General features: G+C 70.8%; 16 protein-coding genes. 8 read left to right on the top strand and 8 right to left on the bottom strand.

Annotation, left to right across the window (positions count from 1 at the left end; all coding sequences use genetic code 11):
- Positions 1-267 precede the first annotated feature (267 nt).
- On the top strand, positions 268-1,023 hold the full coding sequence (locus tag LCE31_RS25605; RefSeq protein WP_225018064.1) for a class I SAM-dependent methyltransferase: 756 nt from the start codon (positions 268-270) through the stop codon (positions 1,021-1,023).
- A 98-nt stretch (positions 1,024-1,121) separates the two neighbouring features.
- On the opposite strand, the gene LCE31_RS25600 is transcribed toward LCE31_RS25605, so the two are convergent.
- The 4 genes from LCE31_RS25600 to LCE31_RS25585 all read right to left on the bottom strand — a co-directional run bounded on the left by LCE31_RS25600 (position 1,122) and on the right by LCE31_RS25585 (position 3,926).
- Positions 1,122-2,417, bottom strand: a complete 1,296-nt coding sequence (locus tag LCE31_RS25600) for a carbohydrate-binding protein (RefSeq protein ID WP_225018063.1) — start codon at positions 2,415-2,417, stop codon at positions 1,122-1,124.
- Positions 2,418-2,675: 258 nt separating this feature from the next.
- Entirely contained in the window at positions 2,676-2,879 is a 204-nt protein-coding gene (locus tag LCE31_RS25595; RefSeq protein WP_225018062.1) for a DUF397 domain-containing protein, read from the bottom strand.
- Between the two features lie 19 nt (positions 2,880-2,898).
- Complete coding sequence (locus LCE31_RS25590; RefSeq protein ID WP_263632279.1) at positions 2,899-3,081, bottom strand: DUF397 domain-containing protein; 183 nt, start codon at positions 3,079-3,081, stop codon at positions 2,899-2,901.
- A 2-nt stretch (positions 3,082-3,083) separates the two neighbouring features.
- A complete protein-coding gene (locus tag LCE31_RS25585; protein ID WP_225018059.1) occupies positions 3,084-3,926 on the bottom strand; it encodes a helix-turn-helix domain-containing protein in 843 nt (280 codons plus the stop codon).
- A 170-nt stretch (positions 3,927-4,096) separates the two neighbouring features.
- On the opposite strand from LCE31_RS25585, the gene LCE31_RS25580 reads away from it, so the two are divergent.
- Both LCE31_RS25580 and LCE31_RS25575 read left to right on the top strand, forming a co-directional pair.
- Positions 4,097-4,324: a hypothetical protein gene (locus LCE31_RS25580; protein ID WP_225018057.1), complete on the top strand. Its 228-nt coding sequence runs from the start codon at positions 4,097-4,099 to the stop codon at positions 4,322-4,324.
- Positions 4,321-4,620: a hypothetical protein gene (locus LCE31_RS25575; RefSeq protein ID WP_225018056.1), complete on the top strand. Its 300-nt coding sequence runs from the start codon at positions 4,321-4,323 to the stop codon at positions 4,618-4,620. Before LCE31_RS25580 ends, LCE31_RS25575 begins: the two co-directional genes overlap by 4 nt.
- Before the next feature lie 86 nt (positions 4,621-4,706).
- Here the strand turns inward: LCE31_RS25575 and LCE31_RS25570 are convergent, their stop codons facing one another.
- From LCE31_RS25570 to LCE31_RS25560, 3 genes are all read right to left on the bottom strand, one after another.
- On the bottom strand, positions 4,707-5,474 hold the full coding sequence (locus LCE31_RS25570; RefSeq protein WP_225018054.1) for a CDP-alcohol phosphatidyltransferase family protein: 768 nt from the start codon (positions 5,472-5,474) through the stop codon (positions 4,707-4,709).
- Positions 5,475-5,724: 250 nt separating this feature from the next.
- Positions 5,725-6,216 carry an SsgA family sporulation/cell division regulator gene (locus tag LCE31_RS25565; RefSeq protein WP_225018052.1) on the bottom strand — a complete coding sequence of 164 codons (492 nt, stop codon included), beginning with the start codon at positions 6,214-6,216 and terminating at the stop codon, positions 5,725-5,727.
- A gap of 174 nt (positions 6,217-6,390) precedes the next feature.
- Entirely contained in the window at positions 6,391-6,615 is a 225-nt protein-coding gene (locus LCE31_RS25560; protein WP_225018050.1) for a hypothetical protein, read from the bottom strand.
- A 404-nt stretch (positions 6,616-7,019) separates the two neighbouring features.
- Here LCE31_RS25560 and LCE31_RS25555 point away from each other — a divergent pair, with 404 nt between their 5' ends.
- The 3 genes from LCE31_RS25555 to LCE31_RS40940 all read left to right on the top strand — a co-directional run bounded on the left by LCE31_RS25555 (position 7,020) and on the right by LCE31_RS40940 (position 10,297).
- The gene (locus LCE31_RS25555) at positions 7,020-7,370 is read left to right on the top strand and encodes a winged helix-turn-helix transcriptional regulator (protein WP_225018048.1); all 351 of its coding nucleotides are present in this window, start codon (positions 7,020-7,022) and stop codon (positions 7,368-7,370) included.
- Between the two features lie 429 nt (positions 7,371-7,799).
- Positions 7,800-9,431 carry an RDD family protein gene (locus LCE31_RS25550; RefSeq protein ID WP_225018045.1) on the top strand — a complete coding sequence of 544 codons (1,632 nt, stop codon included), beginning with the start codon at positions 7,800-7,802 and terminating at the stop codon, positions 9,429-9,431.
- Positions 9,432-9,826: 395 nt separating this feature from the next.
- Positions 9,827-10,297, top strand: coding sequence for an RDD family protein (locus tag LCE31_RS40940; protein ID WP_308042307.1), 471 nt, complete (start codon positions 9,827-9,829; stop codon positions 10,295-10,297).
- Between the two features lie 38 nt (positions 10,298-10,335).
- On the opposite strand, the gene LCE31_RS25540 is transcribed toward LCE31_RS40940, so the two are convergent.
- Positions 10,336-10,683 (bottom strand): hypothetical protein, encoded by a 348-nt coding sequence (locus LCE31_RS25540; protein WP_225018041.1) that lies wholly within the window; start codon positions 10,681-10,683, stop codon positions 10,336-10,338.
- 529 nt (positions 10,684-11,212) lie between these two features.
- Here LCE31_RS25540 and LCE31_RS25535 point away from each other — a divergent pair.
- Both LCE31_RS25535 and LCE31_RS25530 read left to right on the top strand, forming a co-directional pair.
- Positions 11,213-13,591, top strand: coding sequence for an immune inhibitor A domain-containing protein (locus tag LCE31_RS25535; RefSeq protein WP_225018065.1), 2,379 nt, complete (start codon positions 11,213-11,215; stop codon positions 13,589-13,591).
- A 212-nt stretch (positions 13,592-13,803) separates the two neighbouring features.
- The coding region (locus LCE31_RS25530; RefSeq protein WP_225018039.1) for a hypothetical protein at positions 13,804-14,171 on the top strand (368 nt) is incomplete at its 3' end.

Raw genomic sequence — 14,171 nt, 5'->3', positions numbered from 1 at the left:
GACGTCCCCCGCCCGCCCCGCACACCACCGGCCCGGCGGGAGGCGGCCCGGAAATTCCACGAAAGAGCCCTCGGCCGCGGTCGAGGACGGGCTCTCCCCGCCCCGGAAGGGGCCTGGGGGACACGCGTCAGAGGCTGGAGAGAGTGGGGGGCCTCCGGTCCCCTCAGAGGTCCGTGACAGGGCCCTCAGGCCATCGCGAAATCCCGCCTGACCTGGTGTTTCGCCTCGCCCGCCCCTAGAGTCGACCTCGGCCGAGGGGGGGACCGGATGGACCGGGCCGTACGCACCGTCGAGGACGTCTTCACGCTTCTGGACCGGCTGTTCAGCACGCCACCCGGAGCCGGCGGCGGCCCGGCGACCGGTGACGGCAAGGACTTCTGGGACCGTTTCTACGCCGACCGGTCTCGGCCGGTCCCGTTCTTCGTGCCGAAGCCGGACGAGAGCCTGGCCGCCTGTGTCGACCGGGGCCTGATCGCTCCCGGCCGCGCCCTGGACCTGGGGTGCGGGACGGGGCGCAATGCCCTGTACCTCGCATCGCGCGGCTTCGAGGTCGACGCCGTCGATCTCTCGCCGGTGGCGGTCGCCTGGGCCGAGGACCGGGCTCGCGGGGCCGGGATCGGCGCCCGCTTCCTGAGCGGTGACGTGTTCGCCCTGCCCGCCACCGAGTTGAGCGGCCCGTACGATCTGGTTGTCGACTCCGGGTGTTTCCACCACCTGCCGCCGCACCGCCGTGTGAGCTACCTGGGTCTCCTCGACCGCGTCCTGGCCCCCGGCGGTCATTTCGCGCTCACCTGCTTCGCCGCGGGCGAGGGGGGCATGGGGTCCGAACTCACCGACGAGGAGCTCTACCGTGCACGCGCGTTGGGGGGCGGCCTGGCGTACACACCCGAGTCGCTGCGCCGGATCTTCTCCGGCCTGGTGGAGGTGGAACTGCGCCGCATGCGGGAGGAGCCACCCGAATCAGCCCTCTACGGTGTCCCGTTCCTGTGGGCGGCGCTGTTCCGTCGCGACGCGGTCGCGTGAGGCGACGGCGCCCGCCCGCCTGAAGGCCTCACAGGAAGCGGGCGGGCCGCGCACGGTGTCGTCCGTGCGCGGCCCGCCCCGGGTCCTTCGTCGGTGGGTCAGTCCCCGAGGTCGCTCATGAACTTCTTGGTGTACTGCAGCGGTGTCGTGCTGGGGATCGAGTTGCAGGTGGGGGAGGCGTACGAGGCGGAACAGGGCGTGTCGCGGTCCAGTGACCAGTGGTGCAGTCCGGCCAGGCCGTTGCTGACCGCGTACGACGTCAGCGTGTCCACGTCCGCGGCGGTGAAGGTCTCGCTGGTGGCGTCGTTCATGCCGATCATCGGCGTGACGGCGATCTTGCTTGCCGGGACCCCGTAGGTGTGCTCCAGGTTCTTCACCGCCTGGATGGCCGACTGCGCCATCTCGCACGTGCCGCCGGAGACGACGCACACGCCGCTCGACGCGTTGCTGCCGTAGTCCATGGTCATCAGGTTGATGACGTAGTTCTTCAGGCTGGAGCCGAGCACCGCCTTGACGACCGAGTCGCCGAGCGAGTTCACACCGCCGTAGCTGCCGTCCGACGCGCCCAGCGTGGCGAGCGTGAACGAGAACTGGATGTTCGGGTACTGCGCCTGTGCTCCGGCCGCCGCGGCGACCAGGTTCTGGATGTCCGAGGCGCTCTGGCCGCTTTCGATGTCGAAGTCGACGCCGACCAGGTTCGGGCTGGCGTAACGGGCGATGAAGGATTCCATGCCCGCCGTCGAGCCGCAGGTGAAGGAACCGGCCGCCCCACCGGTCGAGAGGACGTAGTCCAGGTTGGCGGACTGGAGCTGCGGCACGTTCTCGGAGGCCCAGTTGGCGCCCGAGACACCGCCCCAGTTCTCACTGCCGCAGGCTCCGGTGGCGAACGCGACCGTGACCGCGGGCAGCTTCGGGACGTACTGCGACACCATGCTGCCGGAGCCCACCAGCGGCAGGACGGACCCGCCCGCGGCCGACTGCATCTGGTAGGTGTTCCAGTTCATGTTGATGGTGACGTCTTTGTACGGGCTGAAGAGCAGCCCGTTCACGGAACCCGTGCCGGTGCCGGTGCCGGGTTCTGTCCCGCCTCCTCCGCCCGTTGATCCGCCGGTACACGCGCCGTTGGACGTCCACGGCTGTCCGGACCCGCTTCCGCCGTTGCTGGTCGCCGGGTCGTTGCCCTGGGTCCAGTAGTTGGCGGTGTAGTTGGTCCCGTTCTCGCTCGCCTGCTGGCCACCGGTGTAGGCGGTGGTGGAACTCCAGGCCGCGGCGCATGTGCCGGCCGCCTGGGCGGCGGGTGCGGCGGCCACGGTGAAGGCCGCGCCGCCGAGCGTCAGCCCGAGCGCCGAGCCGGTTATGAGAGCTTTGCGCAGAATCCGTCTTCCGACTCGCATGGACCCTCCATGGGGTGAGAGGAGCTGTCGCGATCACGGCACCTCGCCCGAGCCGGGGCTCCGGAAGAATGCCGCCTTGCACATGAGCGGAGTGGTCTCGACCACTTGAATAAATTGGTCAAGACCACTTTGTACGGGCGGCGTTCAGGCCGGTCAAGTCTTCAATAAAGTTGCATATTTAGTTGGCTGGATCTGGTGGGTGACGCCCGGCACCGTGCTGGAGCGGAACCGACGCGACGCGGCCGTGCGGCGCCGCGATCAGACCAGGCCGGCCTTCAGCGCGGTGACGAAGGTGGTCCAGGTGGTGCGGGGCAGGACGAGCGCGGGTCCGCCGGGGTTTTTGCTGTCACGTACCGGGGTGATGGCGGTGAGACCGGGCGCGAACTCCAGGCATTCGCCCCCGTCGCTGTTGCTGTACGAACTCTTGCGCCAGGCCGCTGCCGTCAGGTCGGTGGGCTGCACGGTGTTCCTCTCGGAGTGGCTAGATCCGGTCGGTTTTGAGTGCGGTGATGAAGGTGGTCCAGGTGGTGCGGGGCAGGACAAGTGCGGGCCCGCCGGGGTTCTTGCTGTCACGGACGGGCGTGACGGCAGGGAGGTTGTCCGCGAACTCGACGCACTGGCCACCGTCGCTGTTGCTGTACGAGCTCTTGCGCCAGGCCGCCATCGTCAGGTCGGTACGTCGCACGGTTCCTCCTCCAGGAGACGTTCTACGAACTTCGCCGACTCGGCCGGTGACAGGGCCAAGTCGCGCATCGCATCATATCGTCGCTGAAGTGCCTCAACCCTGCTGGATTCGGTGATGAGTTCGCCTCGATGGTCGTTCTCGACGTACGCCGTGGTCTCGCCGTCGTGCATGCGCAGGAACATGAGATCTGTGCTGCGCAGCCCGTGGAGGCCGACCTCGTTCCTGACCACCTGGAGTGCGATGTTCGGGCGGCCCGCCATCTCTGCCAGGTGCTCCAACTGGGCGCGGTACTCGGCCGGCTCCCGCAGCCGTGTGCGCAACACCGCCTCCGACAGGATCGTACGGAAGTGCGGTGGATGCTTGCCGCCCAGCAACTCGGCCCGCCTGACACGTGCTTCGACCTGCTGGGTCAGGTCCTCGCCCCCTGCGCCGCCACTGGCCAGCAGCTCGGTCGCGTACCCGGCCGTCTGGAGCAGACCCGGCAGTACGCCGGGCGCGTAGTGCCACAAGCTCACCGCCTCGCCCTCCAGCACCATGTACCGGCGGTACTGCTCCTTGAACTGGGTCGGGTCCCCGATCGCGAGTTCCCACAGCGTCAGCAGCAGGCCCGGTGTCCCGTAGTGCTGGTCCAGGGCCTGGATCACCTCGGGCCCGCCCAGGGTGTCTCCGCTCTCCATCTTTCCGAACAGGGACCAGTCCCAGCCGAGGACTTCGCCCAGTCTGCGCAGGCTGTCGCCGCGCGCCGCGCGTAACGCCTTCAGTTCCTCGACGAACCGCTGGCGCGGCTGCTGACTCCTGCCGGTGACGACTCGTCTCTGCGGCACTTCGCCGGCCTCCCTCGATGCGGGGGTGGAAGGTGTGGAATTTGCCCGCCGGAGCGGCGGAACGACGGTCCGCGACGGCGAATCCGGCCCTTCCGTGGCTCCATGCTGGTGCTGTCCTCGCCACGCACGGTAGTCACATCTCACGCTGAGCGGAAGGAATTTCGATAAATATGAGGAAACGTCAGGACGATTCGAGCCCGAGTCGGGAGAAGGTGCGGGAGGCCGAGGCCGCCCGCACTGCGCTCGCGTCCGCGCTGCGCGCCGCCGGGATTCAGTTGCCCGCGATGGACGTCGTCCCCGTGGCGGGCGGGCGGTACGGGCTGGTCGAGCTGGGGCGCTGTGCCGCGCCCGTCGCGCACGCGCTGGCCGCTGTGGTCGCGAAGGGGGCCCGCTCGTGAAGGAGGGCGCGGGGCGACCCGTCGTACGGGACGAAGAGAGCGGGCGGGTGGGGGAGTTGATGTTCCTGGGGGACTGGGACGACCCCGACGCGCGCCCCGTGCGCACGTACCGGCTCGCGTTCATCCGGCCGCTCGGGGGCGGGATCGAGTGGTCGACGTCCCCGGACCGGGTCACCGTCCTGCCGCCGGCCGAACGGCCTCGCCCGGCCGGCGGGGTGCGGTGTGCACACCACGTCGTCCGGCAGCGGGCGGGAAAGACCCACTGCCGGGACTGTGAAGTGCAGATCTACTTGTGACTCCGCCCGTTGACCGGTGCTCCTGGCCGACCGGCGTCCCCGGCTGACCGGCGCTCCGGGCTGACCGGCGCCCCCGGCAAGGGACCTCAGCGCAGGCGCGAGGAGTTCATGATCGACGCCAGGTGCGCCACCACCATGACCCAGCTCACCGCCGCGATCACCGCGACCGCGATCCGGGTCGGCTCGGTGCTGTTCATCGCCGCGTCCACGATCGCCACCGCCAGCAGGAGCAGCGACGCCTCGATGCCGTTCGTGATGCGGTGGATCTTGAACGCGGAGGCGATACGGCGGGCGAGCGCGATGGACTGGGCGCGCGGCGCCGTCGACTCCTCGCTCGCGACGGGCAGCCCGCGCCGTGCGCGCGCCACGTCCACCAGGTCCGTCGACGCCTTCAGCAGGACGATGCCGAGCGCGGCGGCCATACCCACCGACACCCACAGCGCCGAACCGCCGCGCGCGGCACGGAAACCCGCGCCCACGAGCAGGGCCGCGTCCGCCAAGTAGGCGCCCAGGCGGTCGACATAGATGCCGACCGCGCTGTTCTGCCCCTTCCAGCGCGCCACTTCGCCGTCCACGCAGTCGAACAGCAGGAACAGCTGGAAGAGGACGGCGGCGAGCAGCGCCCCGATCAGCCCGGGGATGAGCAGCGCCACACCGGCCAGGACACCGCAGACCACCATCGTCCAGGTGAGCGAGTTCGGGGTGACGCGGGTGCGGACGAGCTGGCGCGTGGCGTGCAGGGAGATCGTCCGCATGTACATGCGTCCGGCCCAGTGCTCACCGTTGCGGCTCGCGAGTTTCGCGTTCGGCTGGCAGACCTCGCGCAGTTCCGCCAATGCCGGAGCAGTCGTCATCTCGGTGTTCCCTCTCGCCCTCCGCCGACCCGTGTGTCGCCCAAAGGGTAGATGACCTCCTGTCGTCCTTCCTCCGCCACCTGCTGTTCATCCACGGAGGCCGGTGCGGCCGTCACGTGGCGTATCGCACGATGTGTCTCGTGTGTCCCGCGACGCGTGTGTGATGTGTCCCGTCATGCGTCCCCCGACGCACGCGTGATCTCCTCCGCGATGTGTCACGCGACGCACGTGTGATCTGGCCCGTGCCGTGTCATTCACCCGCGTCCTGGCAGTCCGACTCGTCCGAGGGCCACGGGTCGCGCAGCCACAGATCGTCCGCCGGTGTGGGCGAGAGGAGCGCCGCGAGGCCCTCGTCGATCCCGAGCCGCCCCGCCTCGGTGCCCGGCGGTACGACCCGCAGTGTGCGCTCCACCCACGAGTACACCGGCCCCAGCGGCGCCTGGAGCAGCGCGTCCCCGTCCGGTGACGACAGCGCGAGGGAGAGCAGGCCCCGCCCCTCGGCGCGGGTGGGCCAGATCCGTACGTCCCCGTGCCCGCACGGCCTGAACACGCCTTCCACCAGCAACTCCCGCGCGAACGTCCAGTACACCGGGTTCGCCGAGTGGACGTGGAACGCGATGTGGACCGCGTACGGGTCCGCCGTCCGGTACGTCAGCCGCGCCGGCACGGCCACGCTGAGTTCCGGCGACAGGATCAGGTCGACGTCGAGTTCCCGTTCCACGACGGTGTTCGTGGCGCCCATGGTGTCCGTCCTCTCCCTCGTTCGGCCCCGGGACTGGTTGTCCGGGCGCCGTACTGGAAGAGAGCGGCCTGCCCCGCAGTCATGACGCGACTTTCTCCATGATTTTTTACGGGTGCTGGTTCGGTGCTGGTTCGGTGCTGGTTCAGCGCTGCTCCGGTGCCGCTTCGGTGCTGGTCAGCGCTGGTTCGGGGTGCATCCGTGCGGCGCCCCGGCCGGTGACGTCCACGGGACGCCGAGCAGGCTCAGGTCGTGGAGCGCGGCGGCCCCCGCGTCCTCGCCGAGGTACACGCTGTTGCCGCCGAGGGCGCGCGGGGCCGGCCCGCGCGCCTCGAAGGCCGCGCGCGAGCCGCCGTAGAACAGCGGCGACCACGCCACGCCGACGCCCTGCGGTACCGCCATGAAGCGGCCGTCCAAATACCAAGCCCCAGCGACTCCGCCCAGCCCGCGGCGTCACGCGCGTCCTGGCGGACGCGGGCGCGGTGCCCGTCATGCCGACGCCGATCACCGAAACCGATTCTGGTTACCGCTGTTCGTTCCGCCATCTCGGAAAAGACTCCTCGCGATGAAGAACCCCTGAAGTGCGGCGAATTCCCCGCCCGTTCCCGACGCTCACGACACTCGTCGGGCTGTTCGTGAGCGCTCAAGTACTTACTGTGAAGGGCGCGATGCGCCCGAGGCGTTACCCTGGTGCCTGTTCGCTTGTGCGGGCGGGGAGTTGGGCAGTCGTAGCACTTCCGCGAGACGGGGTGGACGGGCCGGTGGGCAGCAGGGTCAGGCCGACGCACCGCGGTCTTGACGCCGCGGTGGAAGTCATCAGCGGTAAATGGAAAGTCGTCATTCTGTGGGCGCCGGGTGAACAGATCCACTGCTTCTGCGAGTTGAGGCGACTGATCCCCGATGTCAGCGAAAAAGTCCTCTCCCGGGCACCTCAGGGAACTGGAGAAGGACGGGCCAGGGAACTGGAGAAGAACGGGATCGCGCGCCGCGACGTGTTCGACGAACGGCCGGTGCTCCGGGTCGAGTACTCGCTGACCGGTCGCGGCTCCGCGCGCAACGCCGCCCTCAAGCCGCTCGGCGCCCGGGGACGCGAGTATCTTCCGGAGCGGGCCGTTCCCATTCCCGTCGGGGACGAGGGGCTAGGGGCCCGCACATGACGACGAGAGGCCCGCGCATGACGAGGTGACGGTGACGGGCGACGGTGAGGGTGACGAGGTGAAGAGGTCGCCGGTGGCGAGATGACGAGGTGCGGTGCGCCGGTCGGTTCCGGGCTCCGGCGGACGGGTCCGGTTCTGGGGACGCGTCCGGTTCCGGGGACGGGTCCGGATTCCGCGTACGGAGGGGCCTCGTTCCGCGAGCGGTCCGGTTCCGGGGAAGCGCCCCGGCTCTCGTTCCGCGTACGGAGGGGCCCTCGTTCGCGTGAACCCTTGGCCGGGCTCCGTGAGTGCGCCACACTTCACCTCACGGTGTGTGACAAGTCCGTGACCGAAAAGTGGTGCAAACGAGAGGACCGGCCCGACGGCGGTCGGTGTTCTGATAGATGTGATGCCTTGAACAAGGCTCTTGAGGAGATACGGGACCACGGTATGAGCGCCCCGACATCGGCCGACGGCGGCCCCGCGGCCGGCTACTACCCTGACCCATCCATCCCGGGCTACGTCCGGTACTGGAACGGCGCCGCCTGGGTGCCCGGTACGAGCATGCCCGCGCCCCCCGGCAGCGAGGCCGCCGCGCAGGCGTCCGCTCCCGGTCCTGCGGCTCCCGGCCCGGCCGCTTCCGGTTCACCGGTTTCCGGTTCGTCCGCTTCCCGTTCGGGTGATGGCGCGGGCGGCACGTCCGCCGCACAGCCGTTCGAGGAGACCGGCCCCGTCTTCTTCGACGAGGACCCCTCCGCGGGCGTCGCCGACGGGCCCGACGCCGTGCCCGGTACGTCGCTCGTGCCGCAGGAGCCCGCGTCCGCCTGGGGGGCCGACGTCTCCCGCCAGGCCGGGTTCGGCGGCGAGCACGACCACCGCGTCTCCTGGGGCTCCCCGGAGCCGGACCCCCGCGTGCCCGGCCCCTCGTCGCCCGCCGACCCCTCAGAGCTGTCCGCGGCCCCGCCGACCGGGCTCACGGGGCTGACGCCGCTCCCCGGCGCGCGCTCCGGCGCGGACGCCGGGGCGTCCGTACCCGCCGTACCGTCACCCGGCCCGCTCCCCGGGCCGCTGCCGTCCCGTTCCGTCGACGAGTCGGGGCGGCACGGCGCGCCCGCGCGCCAGGTCCCGCCCGTCGACGGAGCCGCCGCAGTTCGCGCCCTCGCCGCCGCACGGCGCGCGAAGGAGCAGGGCGACGACGGCGCGCCCGGCGACGGCGCGGAGGGCACTCTCTCGATCCGTGCCGTACCCGCACAGGAGCGGCGCTCGGCCTCTCGCGGCAGGCTCGCCGCGGGTGCCGCGCCCGCCGCACTGCCCGGCGGCCCGGCGCAGGCGCCTGAGGCCGTACCGGGCCGGGCGGCGGGTCCCGTCCCCGGGGCCGCGCCCGCTGCGGGTGCCACACCCTGGGCGCAGCAGGTGCACGCGCTCGCGGAGACCGCGGGACCCGCGGCCCAGGCACCGTCCCCCGCGGCCTCTCCCGCTCACTCCCCTTCGCCCTTCTCCGCTTCCGGGCCGCCCGGAGCCGAGCCGCCCGTGGTGCCGTGGAAGCCGCCGAAGGACGACCCGTTCCAGGCCGCCGCCCGCGCCCAGGCGAGCGCCCGCCCGGCCGGGCTCGGCCGGCGGTTCGTGGCGCGGCTGATCGACAGCGTCGTCGTGGGCGCGGTCACCGGGGCCGTGGCCGTGCCGCTCGCGCTGCGCGCCCGTACGCACATCGACGGCGAGATCGACTCGGCCCGCCAGGCCGGCCGTACCGTGACGGTCTATCTGCTCGACGGCACGACCGGCGTGTATCTGGCCGTCGCCGTGGCCGCGCTGCTGGTCGTGGGCGTGCTGTACGAGGCGCTGCCGACCGCGAGGTGGGGGCGCACGCTGGGCAAGAGGATCTGCCGCCTCACGGTCCGTGACATCGAGTCGTTCGACCCGCCGGGGTTCCGCGCGGCGCTGGCGCGCTGGCTGCTGTACGGGGTGCTCGGGCTGCTCGTGGTCGGCGTTCTGAACGTCCTGTGGTGCCTGTTCGACCGGCCGTGGCGGCAGTGCTGGCACGACAAGGCGGCCCATACGTTCGTGGCGGGCCCCACGGGCTGAGCGCGTACGCCTCAATCCGTTCGCCCGAACGGCGTCGCGCGTTGGCGGCGTCCCGGTACGCGCGGTGCACTGCCCCCATGAGCAACGAAGAGCCGACCTCCGGCCGGCCGCCCGAGGACGACCCCTTCCTGAAGCGGCCGGGGTCTCCCCGGCAGCCGCCGCCTGAGGGTTCGGCGCCGCCGCCCGGCTCCGGCCCCTACGGCCAGCCGCCACCGCCCCCGGGCCCCGGCGGACAGGGGCCCTACGGCGGCGGGCCTTACGGCGGAGGCCCCGGAGGTTCCGGTGGGCCCGGCGGTGCCGGTGGTCAAGGCGGCCCCGGCCCCTATGGTCCCGGCCCCTACGGGGGCGATCCCTACGGAGGCGACCCGTACGGGGGCGGGGGCCCGCTCGCCGGGATGCCTCCCCTCGCGCCCTTCGGGACGCGTCTCGCGGCACGGATCATCGATGCGCTGATCATCGCCATCCCGCTCGCGATCATCTCGCTGGCCGCCAACGGCTTCGACCTGTCGACGTCCAACGGCCAGAGCGAGGCCGACAACCTCGGAGATCAGATCAACACGGAGCAGCAGTGGCTGTGGACGCTGATCTCGATCGTCGTGTACATCGCCTACGACACCTGGATGACGCATACGCAGGGCCGGACGCTCGGCAAACGGTGGCTCGGGCTGCGGGTCGGGATGCTCGCCGACGGCGCCGTGCCCGGCACCGGCGCGTCCCTGCTGCGGGCCACGGTGCTGTGGCTGCCCGCGCTGCTGTGCTGCTACTGCGTCTGGTGGATCGTCATCGCCCTGTCGATCGTGGCGAGCCGCCCGTACAAGCAAGGCTGGCACGACAAGGCGGCGAAGACGGTCGTCGTCGTGGCCTGAGGCCGCCGTCCGGGGCAGAGGCCGCCGCCGGCGACCGGCTAGCGCCGTACCGAGTGCTGCCCCACATGCGCGATTCCGGCCCCGGCGCCCGGGTGCAGGCGGGACGGCCGTACGCGGGACGGCCTCGCGGCCATCGCCCCCTCGGCGCTCTCCGCCGCTGTCTCCTCCAGGGCCGTGAAGGCTGCGGAGGACGCCTCGCGGGCTGCTCGGGCCCGGCGCGGCAGCGGCACCGTGAGCGCGACGAGCAGGCCGAGCGCGAGGGCGGCGACTCCGATCACCACGATGCCGGCGCCGGTCGGGACGCCCGACAGCAGGAGCATGGCGATCGCTGAGCAGACGACCGTGGCTGAACCGTAGGCGATCTGTGCGGCGTTCGGACGCGGCATGGCGTTTCCGTCCCTCGGAGCATGTGCCGGAGTCTCGGGGTGGTACCGGCTGTAGGGACCCCTCAGGGTCAGGGTGCTTGCGCGCGGGTCGCACCGGCAGCGCGACTCTACGACGGTGGATGCCCGACGGGAACGCGCGGTAAGCGTGACCTAACCCACGGTGCGGGGCATGGGGGGCGCACGGATTCACGCGAACGCCCCCCAGTGCCGTCCGGTGCGCGCCCCCGGCACCGCCCCGCTCGCTCTCCGAGCGAGGCCGGACCCTCAAGGAACGATCATCTGATGTTCCGCTTTCCATAGTTGAATCCTTGTGAACAAGTCAAGACTGTCATTTCTTCGTCAACTCCGGTCCAATAGCGCCACTTGAACCGCGTACAGCACGCGCATAGGTCGCGTACAGGCGCGCACCGGCCGGGTGGTCCCCCACAAGGACGGTCTCCGGCGCGGGCGCGGGGGAGGACACCAGCCAGTGACCAGGACAGGACCGGAGAGACCGGCCAGAGCGGCGAAGCGCGTCGCGGCGGTGATCGTGGCACTCGCCGCGACCGCCGCGACGGCCTCCGCTTTCAGTACGGCCCAGGCGCAGGAGAACCACGGGAGCGCTGCCGGCGCCGCCCAGGTGGAGCGCCGCGACCCGGCGCCGCAGCCGGGCCAGGCGGCACACGACCTGCCGGGCCCCTTCACCAAGCAGCGGACGAACGAGCGCAAGGCGGCGCTCGACCAAGTGCTCTCCGGGCACCGGGCGGTCGAGAAGCGCGGGCCCTCCAGCGTGGTGAAGCTCGGCGGCGGCAAGTACGTGGAGCTCGGCCGGGAGAAGACGGACCGGATCTTCACGATCCTCGTGGAGTTCGGCGACAAGGTCGACAACACGACGACGTACGACCCGGACGGCCCCGACGGACCGAAGCCGCCCGTCACGCAGTACGGCGGCACACCGGGCCCGGCGCACAACGAGATAGCCGAGCCGGACCGCAAGGACGACAACTCCACCGCCTGGCAGGCCGATTACAACCAGTCGCACTTCCAGGACCTGTACTTCGGCACCGGCAAGGACAGGAACGGCAAGCAGCGCGAGTCGCTGAAGACGTACTACGAGAAGCAGTCCTCGGGCCGGTACTCGGTCGACGGCGAGGTCACCGACTGGGTCAAGATCCCGTACAACGAGGCCCGTTACGGCTCGAACTACTGCGGCGGCACCACCTGCCCGTCCGTGTGGGACGCGGTGCGCGACGGCGTCAACGCGTGGGTCGCGGACCAGAAGGCCAAGGGCGAGTCGAGCGCCGACATCAAGGCGGACCTGGCGCAGTACGACCAGTGGGACCGCTACGACTACGACGGCGACGGCGACTTCAACGAACCCGACGGCTACATCGACCACTTCCAGATCGTGCACGCGGGCGAGGACGAGTCCGCGGGCGGCGGCGCGGAGGGCACCAACGCGATCTGGGCGCACCGCTGGTACGCGTACGGCTCCGACGCCGGCGCCACGGGGCCTTCGGGCAACAAGGCGGGCGGCACCCAGATCGGCGACACCGGCATCTGGGTCGGCGACTACACGATGCAGCCGGAGAACGGCGGACTCGGCGTCTTCGCCCACGAGTACGGGCACGACCTCGGCCTGCCCGACAACTACGACACCGCGGGCGGCGACAACTCGACCGCGTTCTGGGACCTGATGTCGTCCGGCTCCTGGCTCGGTACGGGCAAGAACGCGATCGGCGACCTGCCCGGCGACATGACCGCGTGGGACAAGCTCCAGCTCGGCTGGCTCAACTACGCGCAGGCGAAGGCCGCGAAGAGCTCCACGGTGAAGCTCGGGGTGTCCGAGTACAACACGAAGAACCCGCAGGCGCTGGTGGTGGACCTGCCGCAGAAGGAGAAGACGACCACGGTCGTCGAGCCGGCGCAGGGCTCGTCCCAGTGGTGGAGCGGCATGGGCGACAACCTCAAGAACACGCTGACCCGTTCGGTCGATCTGACGGGCAGGTCGGCCGCCTCGCTGACCCTCGACGGCTGGTGGGACATCGAGGACGGCTTCGACTACCTGTACGCGGAGGCCTCGACCGACGGCGGCGCCAACTGGACGCCGCTGGACGGTACGGCGGACGGTTCCGCCATCCCGCGCGACGGCGGCGACAAGCCCGCGCTGACCGGGACGTCGGGCGCGTACAAGAAGCTCGTCTACCCGCTCGACGCGTACGCGGGCAAGAAGTTCGACCTGCGGTTCCGCTACCTCACGGACGGCGGCGTCGCGCAGAAGGGCTTCGCGGCCGACGAGATCAGCGTCGTGGCCGACGGGACACCGCTGTTCACGGACAACGCGGAGACGGCGGACCCCGGTTGGACCGCGACGGGCTTCTCGCGCATCGGCGGGTCCTTCAGCAAGGACTACGACCAGTACTACATCGTGGAGAACCGCCAGTACACGAGCTACGACAAGACGTTGCGCACCGGCCCGTACAACTTCGGCTTCACGGCGCCGAAGAACCTCACCGTCGAGCACTTCCCGTACCAGAACGGCATGTTGGTCTGGTACTGGGACACCTCGCAGGCCGACAACAACACCAGCGTGCACCCCGGCGAGGGGCTCATCCTGCCGGTGGACGCGCATCCGAAGGCGCTGCGGTGGTCCGACGGGACGCTGATGCGCAACCGCATCCAGCCCTTCGACGCACCGTTCAGCTGGTACCCGACGCCGGCCCTCACGCTGCACAACGCGGACGTGCCGACCCGGATCAAGCCGCTCGGCGGGGTGACCGCTTTCGATGATCACCGGGGCGGCTACTGGGACCCGGCGAACCCCCAGGGCAGCGTCAAGGTTCCTGACACCCGCACCAGGATCAGCATCGTCAGCCAGCCCATCAATGGCGCGACCATGACAGTCCATGTGGGACCGTCGGCCCGTTAAGCGTTAAAATAGCAGGTCAGAGCATGATCGGCCGTTGCCCCTCTAGCGGGCGACGGCCGATCGTGTTTAGGTGCAGCTGTGCATTTCTTATTGACAGCGCGTCTCACGGGGCCGCGGGATCAGGGGACCACGGATCGCGGGACCACGTTCACGGGATCGCGGACCGCGATCACGGGATCACGGAGACGGATCGCGGGGGGAGAGGATCGATCATGGCAGGCGGAGGCTTCAGCAGGCTCCCGAACGGCAGAGTGGTGGTGGCGCTGACCGTGCCCGGACCAGCTGCTCAGGGGGGCACGGTACGTGTCCTGGTCCATGCGGAGAACCGAGCGCGAGCCCTGACCAGGCTCCGCAATCTCGGTCTGCGCGCCGTCTACCTGCGGGGGAACGCGGAACCGCCCACGCCCGACGAGGTCACGGCGGTCCTGCACCATCCGGAGGGCCTGCTCTGGCGGGCCACCCCCCAGCGCCCGGGCGACGCCGACGCGCTCTGGCGCCCCATCCGCGCCCGGCTGCGCCCCGGCCGCACCTGGCTGCCCGGCCCCGTCCGTCCGGGCCTCGCCCGCAAGCCCATGGCCCC

This window comes from Streptomyces sp. 8L (assembly GCF_020176795.1).
Lineage (GTDB): Bacteria > Actinomycetota > Actinomycetes > Streptomycetales > Streptomycetaceae > Streptomyces.
This window is presented reverse-complemented; position numbering and strand designations above follow the sequence as displayed.

What these genes read in the sequence shown, in the direction of transcription:
- LCE31_RS25605 (WP_225018064.1), top strand. Translation starts at nt 268, where the DNA reads ATGGACCGGGCCGTACGCACCGTCGAGGACGTCTTCACGCTTCTGGAC.
- LCE31_RS25600 (WP_225018063.1), bottom strand. Translation starts at nt 2,417, where the DNA reads ATGCGAGTCGGAAGACGGATTCTGCGCAAAGCTCTCATAACCGGCTCG.
- LCE31_RS25590 (WP_263632279.1), bottom strand. Translation starts at nt 3,081, where the DNA reads ATGGCGGCCTGGCGCAAGAGCTCGTACAGCAACAGCGACGGTGGCCAG.
- LCE31_RS25580 (WP_225018057.1), top strand. Translation starts at nt 4,097, where the DNA reads ATGAGGAAACGTCAGGACGATTCGAGCCCGAGTCGGGAGAAGGTGCGG.
- LCE31_RS25570 (WP_225018054.1), bottom strand. Translation starts at nt 5,474, where the DNA reads ATGACGACTGCTCCGGCATTGGCGGAACTGCGCGAGGTCTGCCAGCCG.
- LCE31_RS25565 (WP_225018052.1), bottom strand. Translation starts at nt 6,216, where the DNA reads ATGGGCGCCACGAACACCGTCGTGGAACGGGAACTCGACGTCGACCTG.
- LCE31_RS25560 (WP_225018050.1), bottom strand. Translation starts at nt 6,615, where the DNA reads ATGGCGGTACCGCAGGGCGTCGGCGTGGCGTGGTCGCCGCTGTTCTAC.
- LCE31_RS25550 (WP_225018045.1), top strand. Translation starts at nt 7,800, where the DNA reads ATGAGCGCCCCGACATCGGCCGACGGCGGCCCCGCGGCCGGCTACTAC.
- LCE31_RS40940 (WP_308042307.1), top strand. Translation starts at nt 9,827, where the DNA reads ATGCCTCCCCTCGCGCCCTTCGGGACGCGTCTCGCGGCACGGATCATC.
- LCE31_RS25540 (WP_225018041.1), bottom strand. Translation starts at nt 10,683, where the DNA reads ATGCCGCGTCCGAACGCCGCACAGATCGCCTACGGTTCAGCCACGGTC.